At 33.7% G+C, this 16,762-nt stretch carries 10 protein-coding genes, 3 pseudogenes and 1 CRISPR repeat array; of the genes and pseudogenes, 11 read left to right on the forward strand and 2 right to left on the reverse strand.

Annotated features, from left to right (window positions below):
• Window positions 1-10: 10 nt before the first annotated feature.
• The 11 genes and pseudogenes from U473_RS02870 to U473_RS02915 form a co-directional block, all read left to right on the forward strand.
• Window positions 11-1,270: pseudogene (locus U473_RS02870) on the forward strand (ISLre2 family transposase); the annotation flags it as partial.
• 458 nt (window positions 1,271-1,728) lie between these two features.
• Window positions 1,729-2,463: a CRISPR-associated endoribonuclease Cas6 gene (cas6, locus tag U473_RS02875; RefSeq protein WP_068723168.1), complete on the forward strand. Its 735-nt coding sequence runs from the start codon at window positions 1,729-1,731 to the stop codon at window positions 2,461-2,463.
• Window positions 2,464-2,476: 13 nt separating this feature from the next.
• Window positions 2,477-2,776 (forward strand): TM1802 family CRISPR-associated protein, encoded by a 300-nt coding sequence (locus tag U473_RS14890; protein ID WP_201024130.1) that lies wholly within the window; start codon window positions 2,477-2,479, stop codon window positions 2,774-2,776.
• 53 nt (window positions 2,777-2,829) lie between these two features.
• Window positions 2,830-4,404, forward strand: a pseudogene (locus U473_RS15095) (TIGR02556 family CRISPR-associated protein).
• Window positions 4,397-5,272 carry a type I-B CRISPR-associated protein Cas7/Csh2 gene (gene cas7b, locus U473_RS02885; protein WP_068723169.1) on the forward strand — a complete coding sequence of 292 codons (876 nt, stop codon included), beginning with the start codon at window positions 4,397-4,399 and terminating at the stop codon, window positions 5,270-5,272. The pseudogene U473_RS15095 and the gene cas7b overlap by 8 nt, the downstream one beginning before the upstream one ends.
• Window positions 5,273-5,282: 10 nt before the next feature.
• The gene (gene cas5b, locus U473_RS02890) at window positions 5,283-6,005 is read left to right on the forward strand and encodes a type I-B CRISPR-associated protein Cas5b (RefSeq protein WP_068723170.1); all 723 of its coding nucleotides are present in this window, start codon (window positions 5,283-5,285) and stop codon (window positions 6,003-6,005) included.
• 41 nt (window positions 6,006-6,046) lie between these two features.
• The gene (locus tag U473_RS02895) at window positions 6,047-8,380 is read left to right on the forward strand and encodes a CRISPR-associated helicase/endonuclease Cas3 (RefSeq protein ID WP_068723172.1); all 2,334 of its coding nucleotides are present in this window, start codon (window positions 6,047-6,049) and stop codon (window positions 8,378-8,380) included.
• 10 nt (window positions 8,381-8,390) lie between these two features.
• Window positions 8,391-8,881 (forward strand): annotated as a pseudogene (gene cas4 / locus U473_RS15100) (CRISPR-associated protein Cas4).
• An 8-nt stretch (window positions 8,882-8,889) separates the two neighbouring features.
• Window positions 8,890-9,882, forward strand: coding sequence for a type I-B CRISPR-associated endonuclease Cas1b (cas1b, locus tag U473_RS02905; protein WP_068723174.1), 993 nt, complete (start codon window positions 8,890-8,892; stop codon window positions 9,880-9,882).
• A 1-nt stretch (window position 9,883) separates the two neighbouring features.
• Window positions 9,884-10,147, forward strand: coding sequence for a CRISPR-associated endonuclease Cas2 (cas2, locus tag U473_RS02910; protein WP_068723176.1), 264 nt, complete (start codon window positions 9,884-9,886; stop codon window positions 10,145-10,147).
• Window positions 10,148-10,306: 159 nt separating this feature from the next.
• A CRISPR array of direct repeats spans window positions 10,307-12,983; the repeat unit is 30 nt; unit sequence GTTTTTAGACTACCTATGAGGAATTGAAAC.
• Window positions 12,984-13,315: 332 nt separating this feature from the next.
• The gene (locus U473_RS02915) at window positions 13,316-14,785 is read left to right on the forward strand and encodes a SpoIID/LytB domain-containing protein (RefSeq protein WP_068723177.1); all 1,470 of its coding nucleotides are present in this window, start codon (window positions 13,316-13,318) and stop codon (window positions 14,783-14,785) included.
• An 84-nt stretch (window positions 14,786-14,869) separates the two neighbouring features.
• Here the strand turns inward: U473_RS02915 and U473_RS02920 are convergent, their stop codons facing one another.
• Both U473_RS02920 and U473_RS02925 read right to left on the reverse strand, forming a co-directional pair.
• Window positions 14,870-15,325: a PTS sugar transporter subunit IIA gene (locus U473_RS02920; RefSeq protein ID WP_068723178.1), complete on the reverse strand. Its 456-nt coding sequence runs from the start codon at window positions 15,323-15,325 to the stop codon at window positions 14,870-14,872.
• Window positions 15,326-15,371: 46 nt separating this feature from the next.
• A complete protein-coding gene (locus tag U473_RS02925) occupies window positions 15,372-16,757 on the reverse strand; it encodes a PTS fructose transporter subunit IIC (RefSeq protein ID WP_068723179.1) in 1,386 nt (461 codons plus the stop codon).
• Between the last annotated feature and the right edge of the window lie 5 nt (window positions 16,758-16,762).

Genomic DNA, 16,762 nt, shown 5'->3' on the forward strand with positions numbered 1-16,762 from the left:
ATATCAGTTAATAAAGAGTACAAATAATTTAATTGAGTTAGAGGAAAGCATTCAAATTTATATGCAAGAAGTATTTAGTTCCTTATTGGGGGATATTTTTACACAGTTAGATCAAGTCATTAAGAAAAAGAGGCAAGATAAAGGTTGGAAAGTAAAAAGGGAAGATTGGAAAACAGTTCAATTTAGCTTTGGTGCAGTGCGTTTCCGTCATACATTAATGGGAGATGAGAAAGGAACCCCCCATTATCCTTTTGATGAATGGGTGGGAATACGAAAAAACCAACGGTACAGTCCATTTGTTGAAGTCAAAGTTGCAGAATTAGCAAGTGAAAACACCTATCGAGAATCTTCACGTATATTAAAAGAATGGACAGCTGTAGAAATGAGTCACCAAACGGTTGGGAGTATCGTAAGACGTGTAGGGAAAGTGCAAGCACAGGCCGATAAAGAAATGGTGATGGAATTAGAGGAAGCCGCATCTTTACCTGACGGCAAAAAAGTGGACTATCTATATGTCGAAGCTGATGGTGTATTTGTAAGAGGGACAGAGAAGAAAAAAAGTTTAGAAGTTCGTCATGCTATTTTACATGAAGGTTGGGATAAAAACGGCAAACGGGTTGCTTTACGCCAACCCAAAGTGATCATGACCACCCAACCCACCATGGATTTTTGGAAAGAAATACAGGCGTTTGCTGCACACCAGTATTCATTAGAACATACTCAAGTAGTTTCCAATAGCGATGGTGGGCATGGTTATACAGCAGATAAGTTTCAAGAGGCTTTCTCACAGTCCCGTTACCCTGTGCTAAACCAATTAGACTCTTATCATATTGTACAAGCCCTAAATCGAGTATTCGGCGTTGAGAAGAATGAGTATAAAGATGCCATTCATAAGGCACTAAAAGAACATAATCTAGAGGCATTTACTAAATGGCTTGATACTTATGAAAGTACGCTTGATGAAAACAAGCAGGTAGAAAAAGTTAAGGTATTTCGCTCATACATACAGAATAATTGGGATCGTATTTATGATTGGAGAGAAAAGGTGCAAAATCCCCCTGAAGGAGCAAGGGGTTTGGGGGCGATGGAATCCAATCAACGCCATGTTTCTTATCGTATGAAAAAACGGGGTATGCATTGGAGCGCCGAAGGCGGAGAAGCCATGGTAAAAATTAAACAAGGTATCTTAAATAAAACATTAAGATCTGTTTATTTAGCCCATCAGAAAAGAAGTCAAAGGAAACAACGTGATGTGAAGAAGACCGTAAAATAGGTCCAAAATCTGCGAGAAGTAATTCGTCCATCGATCGGGGTCAGGCAAGGTTCCATTAGCTTATATGCTGCCCATTCAACGGCAATAGGAAATCTTATGAAAAGTTTACGATAACCATGATTAATCAGTCAGGATCTTGCTTTTTAGAACGTGACTGATTAATCATGGCCACCAAACAGTAGTGCGGTAGCCTGTGCATAGCGTACAAAAATAGGATGCTGATATTATTAGTATTAAAGCTTGACCGAGAAAAACTTGACACAAACAATGAACCGACCGCCTTTATGAATCGATTCTATTGTATTGTATAATAAAAATTTTTAGAGTTTCGACTAATTTCGACGTTTTTTTAATATTTATCTGTTATCATAAATCATAAATACGAAAAATGTAACAATTTGTCTTCTGAAATATAAACTTATTAATTTTAATTTTTTTTAAAAAGGATTGATTGTGTGAGAGTATCGATAAAATTACGATTTGAAAAACCTTTAATTCTACCATTACATTATCATCATATCATTCAGGCAGTTGTTTTAAAATGGCTCAACGATGAGAATTATAGTAAGTTTATACATAATACGGGATATGAATACAATAACAGAAAATTTAAAATGTATACCTTTTCTAGGTTGGAAGGCAAGTTTATAATTGATAAACATAACAAAACAATAACTTATTTTGATGAGGCTAATCTGCTAGTATCAACAGCCGATGATGAATTTCTAAAATATCTCGTTAATAACATTTTGATAAACAGTGATTTTAATATTTTGGGAAACGAAGTGTTGATCGATCAAATTAAACTCATTCATCCAGATATCAAGACTAAGGGAAGGTTTAGAACAAAATCTCCGATTGTTGTATATAGCACTTTTGAACATAATGGCAATAAAAAAACATATTATTATAACCCGATGGAAAATGAGTTTGAACAACTGATTAGAGATAACTTAATAAAAAAATATATTGCCTTTTATAATATAGAACCTTCTGATACAAGTTTTAAATTGGTTCCTATTAAAAATAAAAATTTGAAAGAAAATATTATTTTATATAAAGGGATTGTGATCAAAGGTTGGAGCGGAGAATTTGATATTGAAGGTTCAGAAGAACTTATCAAGATCGCTTATGACGCAGGGCTGGGTTCTAAGAATTCCCAAGGATTTGGTTGCATCGAATTAATATAGGGGGTGATAAAAATTGATTGAAGGATTTGTTCAAATCGGTAAAGCAGTTGGCTATTCAATTGAGAGTTTGGTTGAAAAAGCAGAATCAATAAGAAAAAATAAGGTGCTTCAAGTATTGAAACTGAACTTTAAAGAAAATAGTTTAGAAGTTGATGTAACTGAAGAAATGACAGACGATAGTGCGAGAAAGTATCTCTATATTAATCAAGGTAAAGGAAATATAGAGATGTGGTATGCGACATCAACAAAATTAGATAATTTTTTAACAGAAACATTGTATAATCTTACAAAAAAAATTTTGGAAACGAATTAAATAAAAAAATTAAAGAAATTTTTGATAATTTCTATGTTGACCTAGGGGAAAACATAAAAGATAAATATCGTTATGCTCTTAATTTGGCAAAATATCTTGGCACTGAAAAAGAAGTTAAGGAAATATATAGTGAATTAAAACAAAATCATAAAGAGGATAAGGATATAGTCAAAGAACTAGCAAAGGAATTTGAAAAATATCTTAAAAAGAATTTCAATATGAAATTAAATGAAATTGGTTTATTTACAGTACTAATAGATGATGTTCCACTTGTATTTTATAAAGAGTATCAAAAAGTAGTTCTTGAAGATAAATTGATATCAAAATCAAGGACAAAAAAGAAAAAGGAAGAAGGAAATTTTAAGCAACATATATGCCATTTATGTGGTGGAACTGATGAGGTCTCTTCAGATATTAAATTTGATATTAAGTACTATATTAAAGACAAAATAACTTTTGCGAGTGATTTCGACGAAAATAGATTTTATAAAAATATGCAATTGTGCCAAAACTGCAAAAAAATATTAAGTCAGCTGAAGTTTATATTAGAAAAATCTCGATACCAGATTGGGATTTTTTAAAGTTTATCTAGTACCTCATTTTATTTATGGTGCACCGCTAAATAAAGAGGAACTTGAACATTCAATTAAAAAATAAATTCTTCATTTAATACAGCAAAAAACCTTAAGGATATAGAAATGTTTGAAAAAGATATCCTTGAATCTCTTGATCTAAGAAATGAAGAAAGTTACTTTCTTCTAAATTTTATCTTCTACAAACCAAGTAACCAAGCAACCAAAATTCAAAGATTAATCAAGGATATATCACCATCCATTTTTAGGAGAATTGGCGAGGCTGCGATTAAGGCGAATAAAAGAATGAGGGAAGGATTAAATCAGGAATTTTTTAAGTCGTATGTAGGACTTCAGAACCTATATTATATGATTCCTGTTAAAGTTAAACAGGGTGATGTCACTAAATACAGGGATTTGCTTGATCTTTATGATGCCCTGTTTACAGGCAGGCCAATAAAGAAACAGCATTTAATAGATAAATTTATCGAGGCAATTAATGTGAAACGGTTAGATAAAGAAGGATACAATTTAAAATCAGACCAAGACAAAATCGACTGGACTCTTTCAATAGCATTTTATCTTCTAAATGCAAATATGCTGATTAAGTTTTTTGAATTTACCGGTTGTTTAAAGGAGGGAAATCCATTGAATATTTCTGCATTGAAAGTAAGTGATGGGATTAAAACGTTTATTGAAAAAATGAATTACAACGAACAGCAAAGCGCCATGTTTATCTTAGGCTATCTTATTGGAGAAATAGGTAATGCTCAGTATAGAAGGCTTGACGGAAATAAACCGATATTAAACAAACTGAATTTTAATGGGATTGATAAGACGAAGATTGTCAGGCTAACGAACGATGTTTTTGCAAAATTAAAGCAGGAAAAAATAAGAGCTTTTAATGAAGTTACATATTTTGAACTTAAAAGACTTATCGATTCAAACATTGCTTCCTGGAAGTTAAACAAAAATGAAAATTTATTCTATCTGCTTTCAGGTTATTCTTTTGCAACCACCCAACCAATATTAAAGGAGGAAAATAAGCATGAATAATAACGAAATCTTATATCTTTATGATGCAAAAATGACAAATCCTAATGGTGATCCTGATGAAGAAAACAGACCCCGTATGGATTATGAGCGGGATATAAATCTTGTATCTGATTTAAGGTTAAAAAGATATGTAAGGGATTATTTACTGGACAAGGGATATGATTTATTTGTGAGAAAGATGGATGAAAAGTCAGTTACTGCTGAAGGAAGAGTAAAACAAATGAAAGATTTTTCAGAAGAAGCAATTTTAAATGAACTTATCGACGTTAGGTTGTTTGGTGCTACAATGCCGGTAAAAGGCGATAACAAGACATTTATCGGTCCTGTTCAATTTAACTGGGGCTATTCCCTTAATAAAGTCGAACTTCTAGAATCAAGTATTACTTCTCATTTTTCCTCAGATGAAAAGGCACAGCAAGGAACTATCGGTAAAGATTATCGGGTAAAATATTCTCTTATTGCTTTTTCAGGAGTGGTTAGTGGTAAAAGGGCCAAAAAAACCAAATTAACGGAAAGTGATTTGGAACTTCTCGACGAATCTATGAAACATGCCATTCCTAATCTTGCGACAAGGAGTAAAATAGGTCAGTATCCAAGACTTTATTTAAGAGTAGCATATAAGGATTCCGAAACGATTCTTGGAGATTTGAGAGATTATATCAGACTTGAAGAAAAGGTTGAAAATATAAGGGACATCAAAGAAGTATCTCTCGATATTACCGATCTTGTTTCATTATTAAATAAAAATAAAAGTAAAATTGACAAGATTTACTATTTTATTGATGAACGTCTGGAAATAAAGATGGCTGACACAGTTGGCAAATTATCCGAGGTATTAAACGGTTTCGAACTTGTTGAAGTAAAGTAAGGTGAAAATAATGAATTTTTTAATATTTGATATAAAGGGAAGGTACGCTCATTTCAGGAAATTTTACACCAATTCTTCTTCTCTATCCTATTCAGTTCCTCCCAGAACAACTATAGAAGGGATTATTGCAGCGATATTGGGCTATGAAAGGGATAGTTATTACGATATTCTTTCAACAGAAAAACTTAATATCGCTGTAAGGAAAATTTCACCTACAAAAAAAATTATTCAAACTTTAAATTACATTAAAGCTACATCAAGGGATAGCGTAACAGATTTAAAAGAAGGGCATACTCAGATTCCGTTTGAAATAGTTACTGGAGACAAGGGAGTTATCTATAGAGTTTATGTTAACCATTCAGATCATATAATAATGGAAGAACTTGAAAATAGAATTAAAAACGGACAATACCATTATATCCCTTACTTAGGTGCTGCCCCTTTTAACTGCAACTTAAATTATATAGGGAATTTTACAGCAATAGAGCAAAATACAAATGATTTTATCGAGATAAGCACAATCATTAGACAAAGTTTAATAGCTGATAAAGGAATTGATATTAAAGGAATGAATTTAAGCTTAATGAAAGAGAAAATGTCGAGGGATTTTTTCGAAGATAGAATAATAAAAGAAGTTGAAGATTATATTTACGATGAAGAGGGTCATCCTTTAAGAGTAAAGTTACAGGGAAACTTTTATAGAATAAACGATGAAAATATAGTTTTGATGTAATGTGCCTAGTAATGGCACTTATTTTTTAGGGGGGGTTAATTATGGAATTCTATTCTCATCCTGATAAAAAACTTATTGTTCATCTTCAAGAAGTATTTAATATAAATAAAGATAAAGTAGAAGATAAGTTTCTGAAAGCTTATGAAATTATGGCTTACGGTCATGATTTTGGAAAATTTACAACATATTTTCAAAAATATTTGCTTGGCGGGAAACGTAATAAATTTAGTGATCACAGTTTTACTTCCGCACTATTCGTCGGATTTTGTGCTATCAAGGAATTTGGGGAGAATAATTCTATACCGTTAATTATATTTAATACAGTCTTACACCATCATGGCAATTTAGAAAATCCGTCCAACGATTTACCGTCAAGTTTCAAAGAAATAACCCCTAATGATTATTTGATATTGGAAAAAATTGAAATCGTCAGAAAACAGATAGAAGATTTATCTATAAATAGAGATGATATTGGAAAGGTCTATCGTATTTTAGGGTATGAAGATTGTTTTAAAGAATTCTTACATGTTAATATTGAAGAATTGATGAAAAAAATTAAAAGAATTGAAGTACTAACGGAAAGAAACAATAAAACGGATGAAAATTATTTTATCCATCAAACTCTTTATTCTGCCTTAATTTCTGCAGATAAACTAAGCGCTTCCGGAACATTAATTCCTGAAGAAAAATATGTGACTTATGTTGATCTGAATAGGGAAAGGGAAGAAAAAATAAAAGGAAAGAGTGGGGAAATAAATAGGATTAGAAGGGAAATATTTGAGAGTATCCAAGAAAATATCCAAAGAAGTTATGACAAAACGAGATTATTCACGATAACTTCACCGACCGGAACAGGAAAAACGTATGCTGGATTCTTTGCTGCCCTAAAATTAAAAGAACTGTTGAATGATAATAGAAAAATTATTTATTCTCTTCCGTTTACATCAATTATTGAGCAGAATTATGATGTTATCAAAGATCTTTTTGCAAATATTGAAGATTTTGAAAGCGAAAAAGGTAGGTATTTAATAAAGCATCACAGTCTTGCCAATATGGATTACAATACGGATAAATACGATATTGATAAATTAAGAGCGGAGTTGTTAATTGAAAATTGGAACAGCGGTATTGTGATAACAACCTTTGTGCAGTTCCTTGAAACTTTAATCGGTACAAGAAACAGAATGCTAAAAAAATTGACTAGCATGAAAGGCTCCATTATTCTCTTGGATGAAGTACAGGCAATAGATATTTCGCTTCTCCCCTTGGTAGACCATGTACTTAAGAAAGCTAGTGAATTATTCGATTTAAGAATCATAATGATGACGGCAACAAAACCGTTTATACTTAATGGGGCCGTTGAACTTTTGGCAGATCATCAAAAGTATTTTAAATTTTTCAATCGCACTAAAATAATACCTATACTGGAAAAGAAAAATATTCTTGATTTCATTGAAGAGTTCAATAACAATATTGAGAACAAATCCTATTTAATCGTCTGTAATACAATCAATGAGTCAATAAAAATATTTAACGGGTTAAAAAATATCGGCAGAGATATATTTTACCTTTCTACGAATCTATTACCTGTACATAGAAGAAAAAGAATTGAAGAAGTAAAAGCAGCTCTTGATCAAGGGGAAAAAATAATCCTTGTTTCTACTCAAGTAGTTGAAGCCGGTGTTGATTTCGACTTTGATGTCGTAATAAGAGATATAGGACCGATCGACTCAATTATCCAGTGTAGCGGAAGGTGCAATCGAAATGGCTTAAAAGATATCGGCGAAGTATATATTTACTCATTATATGATGATGAGAAAGAAGCGGAAGAAACGTTATATGCCAAATATGTATATGGTAATTCAACGTTAAATGTTGTTAAAGAGATTCTACAAAATCAAGCCGAGATATACGAAGAAGATTATTTTAAATTAATCGAACAATATTATACAAAGATTCAAGAGAAAAAAAATAAAGATAAATCAGAAAAACTGATTAATTCCATTATTTCTATGAATTTTTCTGGTGATAAGTCAGCGAATGAAGAGAAAGATAGAATACCTTTACAAAAGTTTTCATTAATAGAAAACAATGCTGGCTATTTTGATGGATTTATTATATATGACCAAACGGCAAAAAAGGTATTTGACAGGTACCTTGAAATGATTAAAGAGAAGAATTTTTATAAAAGCAGAGAAATTTATCTGGAAATAAAAAACACCTTAAGGGATTATACTGTTTCGCTTCCGGTGAAATATCAAGGTATTTTTAATGAACAATATGGGCTGCATGTTCTTCCCTATGAGGGCGTAGAAGATTACTACAATATGATAACAGGATTCATTAGGGAAGAAAAAGGTTACGATATATTGTAGAGGTGCTGCCATGGAAGTTAATGGGACTTTAATATGGTATTACAATATTTGCAAAAGGGAAGTTTGGCTGATATCGCATGGTATTATACCAGATCAGCAGAATGAAAATGTGGATTTGGGTAGATTCATTCACGAAAATTATTACAAGCGAAGCAAAAAAGAGATTCAATTCGGCAATGTAGTATTTGATGTTCTATATGAAACTGGTAATGAATTAGTTATTGGAGAAACAAAAAAACTTCTAAATTTATGGAAGCTTCACAATGGCAGCTACTATTTTATTTAAAAATTTTAAAAGATGCCAATATCAAGGCTAAGGGAGTACTGCAATATCCCGAAGAAAGAAAGAGAATTGATGTTGAACTTGATGAAGAAAAAGAAGCGAAATTAAATATGATGATAGATGAAATAGAGGCTATTATAGATAAGCCTTCTCCACCTGTAGTTGAAAAGATAAATATGTGTCGGAATTGTGCTTACAAAGAATATTGTTACTCCTAGGAGGTTATATGAAAAAAGATTTCTATATATTTAACAATGGTGAATTAAAAAGAAAGGATAATACCCTATTTTTTGAAAGTTCTGACGAAAAAAAATACCTACCTGTTAATGAGATCAATAATATATGGGTTTTTGGTGAAGTAGATATTAATAAAAGATTTTTGGAATTCGCCTCTGAAAAGGAGATAGTTCTTCATTATTTTAATTATTACGGTTACTATATAGGAAGTTTTTATCCCAGAGAACATCTGAACTCGGGCTATGTAATACTAAAACAAGCTGAATATTATTTAAATACGGAGAAAAGAATGATCATTGCTAAAAAATTTATAGAGGGTGCTGTTTTAAATATTCTTGTCATCTTAAGATATTATCGTAACAGAGGGATTGACCTAAACGAGGATATTGATGTCATAAGTAACCTGTATAAAGCAATTAATAATGCGACAGATATTGAAATTCTTATGGCCATTGAGGGAAATATCAGAGAAAGATATTATAAATGTTTTGACAAAATTATTAATAAACCGGACTTTGAATTTGATAAAAGAAGTAAACGCCCACCGTTGAATAAGTTAAATGCACTTATAAGTTTTGGGAATTCTTTGATGTATACTACTGTTCTTGGTGAAATATATCAAACCCAGCTTGATCCAAGAATAGGATATTTGCACTCAACCAACAATAGAAGATTTACATTAAATCTTGATATTGCAGAAATATTTAAGCCAGTAATCGTTGATAGGGTAATATTTTCACTATTAAACAAGAATGTTATAACTTCTAAAGATTTTCAACGTCAGTTAAATGGAATCATACTAAATGATAATGGGAAGAAAAAGTTTATTTCAGAATATAACGACAAACTTAATACTAAGATTAATCATCCAAAATTGGATAATAAAGTAAGATATAAGAGGTTGATTAGACTTGAACTGTATAAATTGCAGAAACACATCACGAATGATGATGAGTATTCACCATTTATAGCGGGGTGGTAAATTGTTTGTAATATTAGTTTATGATGTAGGAGAAAAACGAGTAAATAAAGTTTTAAAAAAATGCAGGGAATATTTAACTTGGGTGCAAAATTCAGTTTTGGAAGGGGAATTGAGTGAAGGGAATTTAAAAAAACTAAAATTTGAAATTGGGAAAATCATAAAAACAGGGGAAGATTCAGTAATCATCTATTCTTTCCAAAGTACTAAATATTCCACTAGAGAAGTTATGGGTTTAACTAAAAATTCTCAGGATATTTTTGTATAATATATTAACATCTGTTTTCAGTCGATTTATAATCCTGTAATAAACAGCCGGGATCGACATAACAAGAAGAACAATATTACCAAGGGTTTTTAAATTTTGTACGATTCTTTATGATATTTGTCAAAATATAAAAACCCAATTATAATCAAGTTGAAATGTGTTTTTAGACTACCTATGAGGAATTGAAACTCGGTGTCCTCGATAAATCGGACGCAAGCAAATACCGTTTTTAGACTACCTATGAGGAATTGAAACTTCCATCCGAGGGCTGTAGATTCATCGTATCAGACTGTTTTTAGACTACCTATGAGGAATTGAAACACGAACATTTCGGTTTAAATCTAGGTGTGAATCAAAGTTTTTAGACTACCTATGAGGAATTGAAACCCTAAGCACTCTACCCATACCTGGGAGGCACATACCGTTTTTAGACTACCTATGAGGAATTGAAACTTTGCCCAGCTTGAACGTTTAAGTGACGAGGAGCTCGTTTTTAGACTACCTATGAGGAATTGAAACTCATCCAGCTTGCCAAATTTGTGAATTCGAATCAGGGTTTTTAGACTACCTATGAGGAATTGAAACACAATCTCTTTTTATTAAGCGTGGCCATCTGTTTACTGGTTTTTAGACTACCTATGAGGAATTGAAACCAGGAAAGGTAAGACTGTCCTACTGTCATATCTTTAGTTTTTAGACTACCTATGAGGAATTGAAACTTAGACTTAGCTCTATGAAACGAACGACTCTTGCCAGTTTTTAGACTACCTATGAGGAATTGAAACTCCCAATTTCTCAAAAACTCGGAACCGTGTTGAAGAGTTTTTAGACTACCTATGAGGAATTGAAACATGGACAAGCAGTTGTGGGAAAACCGAAAACAGAACGTTTTTAGACTACCTATGAGGAATTGAAACCGAACAAAATTGGCGGCCAAAAATCGGCCAAAAATCGTTTTTAGACTACCTATGAGGAATTGAAACCTCTCTAAAACTCATTTATGCATCATTTCTCCATCTAGTTTTTAGACTACCTATGAGGAATTGAAACTCATAAAAATAAAAACCCTTGATACATAAGGGTTTCAAGTTTTTAGACTACCTATGAGGAATTGAAACCTTCACCTACTCGAGACTTCGTTGCAGCTTCAAAAGGTTTTTAGACTACCTATGAGGAATTGAAACATTGGATAGGTTCTTTACCGCCTATTGTGCTAGGCGTTTTTAGACTACCTATGAGGAATTGAAACTTCAGCAAGTAGAGCAGCACTATTAGAAGCATGGAAAGTTTTTAGACTACCTATGAGGAATTGAAACTCCGTATCAAGCATTCCGATGAAAAAATCCTGATTTGTTTTTAGACTACCTATGAGGAATTGAAACTACAACGAAATTGGTCTATAATCGAACCCCTTCTTGGTTTTTAGACTACCTATGAGGAATTGAAACAAGAGAGTTCAGGAATATAATCACTTAAAGTCATCTGGTTTTTAGACTACCTATGAGGAATTGAAACAACGAACCACCTACTAGAAAATTTACAACTGCAAGAGTTTTTAGACTACCTATGAGGAATTGAAACTCAGAATTTTTTAAATGATTTTGCGCAGGTGTTTCTAAGTTTTTAGACTACCTATGAGGAATTGAAACCCTGCAAAACTAAACCCTTGGCAAGGACTTCCACCGTTTTTAGACTACCTATGAGGAATTGAAACCTTGTTCATATATATTCTCCAATACTTTTTGTTCGTGTTTTTAGACTACCTATGAGGAATTGAAACTTTCAAAAGTCTAAGATTTTCCAAATAGTAGCTCCGTTTTTAGACTACCTATGAGGAATTGAAACTCTAATTTTGGTTCAACTGGTATCATATAATCTGAGTTTTTAGACTACCTATGAGGAATTGAAACCCAGTAGATAAAGAAGGCAACTCTATTTTAGGCGAGTTTTTAGACTACCTATGAGGAATTGAAACCCGAAAGACGTGGCTCTATCACATCGTGCACACAAGTTTTTAGACTACCTATGAGGAATTGAAACCCATATAGCAGGAAATAAAAACCTGCTTTTAATACCTGTTTTTAGACTACCTATGAGGAATTGAAACTAATATTCGTTATAAGGATCTATCCAGGGATCCTGGGTTTTTAGACTACCTATGAGGAATTGAAACCTTACACTCTAGATATATAAAAAATGTGGACGGCTAGTTTTTAGACTACCTATGAGGAATTGAAACTAGAGAAAAAGAAGAAAGACTATGAGATTATCGAAGAGTTTTTAGACTACCTATGAGGAATTGAAACATCAGCTCCTTTCAATAACAACCTTATACCGCTTATTCGTTTTTAGACTACCTATGAGGAATTGAAACAACAATATAGATGAGAGAGAATTGAAGTACATACCAAGTTTTTAGACTACCTATGAGGAATTGAAACCAACACCCGATGCAATCGATTTAACCATCAATAAAGGTTTTTAGACTACCTATGAGGAATTGAAACAAGCATTGACAAATGCTACCGGGGAGCAGGTCCGCGTTTTTAGACTACCTATGAGGAATTGAAACAGCAAATGGAAAATTCCTTTGCTGAAGCTGAACTGGTTTTTAGACTACCTATGAGGAATTGAAACGACGGTGTGTAACTGGGTTCGGGTGGAAGGCTGAGAAGTTTTTAGACTACCTATGAGGAATTGAAACCAAAATTGACGATCAAGGAAATATTATTTTTTTGGGTTTTTAGACTACCTATGAGGAATTGAAACGCCATATTAAATGGAGCAGATCTTCTTAGTGTCAGGGGTTTTTAGACTACCTATGAGGAATTGAAACCCGTTCAAGTCCCATATACCGGTAACCTGTCCGTTAGTTTTTAGACTATCTAGGAGGATACAGCTAGAGAAACTATTAAGTTATCTGATGCAGTAACTAGACTCGACTAAAGATCCCAATACCTTTTCATATGATCAGCCATTCCCTCTTTCTTCATTCAGTAACTTAACTTCATAACTATCTTAAATAGAAAATATCTTTCCAATCAAATATTTAAGCAATAAAATAAGCCCCACGACCTACAAACCTAAGCAGGATTCTAAGCCCTTATATCGAATCTATTATATTGGTAAATTGATAGATTCGATGACATCATTGCTTAGGAGGTTTATATGCAAAAGAAGCGATTCTCTTTTTTCCTTATCCTAGTTTTATTCCTTCCTATCTTATTCATGAATAGTCCTATCACTTATGCTAGTGGTGGAGAAGAGGTAGGAGAGATTCCAATTGTAAGAGTAGAAATCACCAATACCGATGCAACGAAGCAAAAGATGCCTGTAGACACGATAGGTTTTGCTCTTAGAGGAAAATACTTTGTAGAAGGAACGATCCTTGAATTAGAAGATAAAGATGATCAAGGATTGATTCATTATAATGTGGTGATGGAAAACAATAAATTATTTATCAAAAAAAGAGGGGAAACGATTAGCGATCCATTTGATACGATTCGCTTAATACCACTTCCATCAACGGATAGCGAGTCTTTTCCTTTGGTTGATGTGGTTCGCTATTGGCAAGGGATCAAATACGATGTCAACCAATATCGGAACATCATGGAGTTTCGAATCGATCTTGTGAGTAACCCAACATCGCTTCCAACACCAACGATTAAAATGATCAATGAATTGAATATTGAGGATTATTTAAAAGGTGTGGTTCCGATTGAAATGAGTCCTTCATGGGAATTAGAAAGTTTAAAAGCCCAAGCAGTCGCAGCAAGAACCTTTGCCATGAAATATTCCAATCAAGTGATTGATGATACGACAAGATACCAAGCATATACTGGTGTTTACAGCCGTGGGTTTAGAGAGGGAGATCGTTCTAACCAAGCAGTAGGCGAAACAGCTGGACAAGTTCTCACATACAACAATTCACTCATTGCCGCACAATATTCTGCTTCAAATGGGGGTTATACTGAATCAGCAGAAAACGTTTGGGGTAGTTCTTATCCATATTTAGTATCAAAGGTTGACCCTTATGATAAGAAATATGCAGAGCTTTACGACTCAAGAAATGCTTATCATGATTGGCAAGTGACCTATACAAAAGAAGAGATTGAAAATCGACTTCGAAACAAAAATAAAGACATCGGCTCTTTAGAAAGTTTAGAAATCATCAATAAAGCCCTTTCTGGCAGAGTACTAGATCTGAGATTTATTGGAACAAATGGTATCTATGATACCTCGATTGATGAAAATGATAGGAATAAAGACTCAAAAGACTATTTAAGATCTCTTCTATCCTTAAAGAGCCAACTGTTCACGATCTCAAGTTCGACTGCGCCAGTCTTTGTTCAATCAGCTACACAGGTAACGTTAATGGAGCCATCCAACCTCTATGTAAAAAGTACATCAAATACACAAAAATTAGGCCGAAACGGGAAGCCAATCTCGGTTTTAGGGGCGACAAAAGCGACAAAATTAGAGCAAACGGCCTATACCTTTACTGGGGATGGTTATGGACATGGGGTAGGGATGAGCCAAATTGGTGCAAGACAAATGGCTAAAGATGGAAAAACCTATCAAGAAATTCTTCAATTTTATTATCCAGGAGCAACTCTTACAAAAAATTATAACCAGTGAGAAAGTACCAAATTAAATATAAAAAATAAAAAAGACGTGAAAACCTTATTGGTCAGCACGTCTTTTTTATGATCAACTCATTGTTTATTCAGCTGTGTTTAAAATATTTAAAATTTCTTCTGGCGTATTAGCTGTCATCAACTGATTTCTAAACTCTTCGTGAATCAGTTTACGAGAAATAGCAGCTAAGATTTGTAAATGCTCATTTCCCTCACTTTCTTCTGGGACTGCGATAAGGAATACCATCGTTACTGGATTTCCGTCAAGGGATTCCCACTCAATAGGTTGAGCTAATCTGGCAAAGCCAAGACCTGGCTTTTTAACACCATTTGATTTTCCATGAGGGATGGCCACGCCAAAACCAATTCCAGTAGAGCCTTGCTTTTCACGGTTCAGAACTGCCTCAGTATAGGTTTGAATGTCAGATAGAAAGCCTGCACTGTTCATAAGTTCCGTCATTTTCTTGATACTATCTTCTTTTGATGTAGCTTGTAGATTTAACGTAATCGTTTCTTCCTTTAATAGGGTAGATAAATTCATGTTGCTTAACCTCCAAGTCGTTTCTATGTTCTTATTTAACTTTTCCTTATTCTTTAGCTTTTTTTAGTATATTAACCACAATCGCTGTAACCACAGTACCTGCAATGATGGCAACGGTATACATCAGAAGGTTTCCAACTGCATGTGGAATAGGTAGAACGAAGATTCCTCCATGTGGTGCGCGTAATGTAGCTCCGAATAACATGGATAAAGCTCCTGTTAATGCTGAACCAGCTACAATAGATGGAATCACACGTAATGGGTCAGCGGCTGCAAATGGAATGGCACCTTCTGTGATAAAAGAGATTCCTAGTACAGCAGCAGCTTTTCCAGCTTCTCTTTCTTCAACCGTATATTTTTTTGGTGCAAGACGTGTAGCTAACCAAAGACCTAATGGTGGAGTCATTCCAGCAGCCATAACTGCGGCCATTGGTTCAAAAACATTACTTCCAAGTAATCCAACAGCAAAGGTATAAGCAGCTTTATTTAGAGGACCACCCATATCAAAGGCCATCATTGCACCTAAAATCAAACCAAGAAATATTCTATTCGTACCACTTAATCCTGTAAGCCAATTGGTCAAGCCATCCATCACAGTCTTTACTGGTGTTCCGATAACAAATACCATCAATAATCCAACAATTAAAGTAGAAAGGAAAGGAATAATTAAGATTGGGATAAGACCTGCAAAGTTTTTAGGCAACTTAATAGAGTCTTTTAACCACTTAGCCACATAACCGGCTAGAAAACCAGCAACAATACCACCTAAAAATCCAGAACCAATTTTGCTAGCTAACATACCACCAATAAGTCCAGGAGTTAAACCAGGTTTATCCGCAATGGAAAATGCAATGAATCCGGCAAGGACAGGAACCATTAGAGCAAAGGCAGAGCCTCCACCGATATCCATCAACGCTTTAGCGATTGGATTATAAGCAGGATCGTTAGGATCAAATGCTTTAATACCGAAGATAAATGAGATAGCTATCAGAAGTCCTCCGGCAACAACAAGTGGAATCATATAAGATACGCCATTCATTAGGTGTTTATATGCTCCAGTACGTTGAGAACTTCTCTCCGCTTTTATTTGTTGTACCTTCTCAGTATAACTGGTTTTGTTCGTAGGTTGTAGTGACAACGCTTTCTCAATTAGGCTGTTAGGATTTTTAATCGCTTCAGCCACACCTACTTTAATCACATTTTTTCCTTCAAATCGTGCTTCATCTACATCCGTATCGGCTGCGAGAATAACAGCATGTGCTTCAGCAATTTCTTGTTCAGTTAAACCATTTTCAACACCAACTGCGCCTCTCGTTTCTACTTTAAAATCCAGACCTTTTTCTTTTGCTGCTTTTTGCAAACTTTCAGCTGCCATATAGGTATGGGCAATACCTGTTGGACAAGCTGTTACTGCTAGAATTTTCTTAGACATATAAA

This window comes from Tepidibacillus decaturensis, from assembly GCF_001561915.1.
GTDB lineage: Bacteria > Bacillota > Bacilli > Tepidibacillales > Tepidibacillaceae > Tepidibacillus_B > Tepidibacillus_B infernus.

Coding starts and splice junctions, on each gene's coding strand:
- U473_RS02915 (WP_068723177.1), top strand. CDS start 13,316: ATGCAAAAGAAGCGATTCTCTTTTTTCCTTATCCTAGTTTTATTCCTT.
- U473_RS02920 (WP_068723178.1), bottom strand. CDS start 15,325: ATGAATTTATCTACCCTATTAAAGGAAGAAACGATTACGTTAAATCTA.
- cas7b (WP_068723169.1), top strand. CDS start 4,397: ATGAATAATAACGAAATCTTATATCTTTATGATGCAAAAATGACAAAT.
- cas1b (WP_068723174.1), top strand. CDS start 8,890: ATGAAAAAAGATTTCTATATATTTAACAATGGTGAATTAAAAAGAAAG.
- cas5b (WP_068723170.1), top strand. CDS start 5,283: ATGAATTTTTTAATATTTGATATAAAGGGAAGGTACGCTCATTTCAGG.
- U473_RS02895 (WP_068723172.1), top strand. CDS start 6,047: ATGGAATTCTATTCTCATCCTGATAAAAAACTTATTGTTCATCTTCAA.
- U473_RS02925 (WP_068723179.1), bottom strand. CDS start 16,757: ATGTCTAAGAAAATTCTAGCAGTAACAGCTTGTCCAACAGGTATTGCC.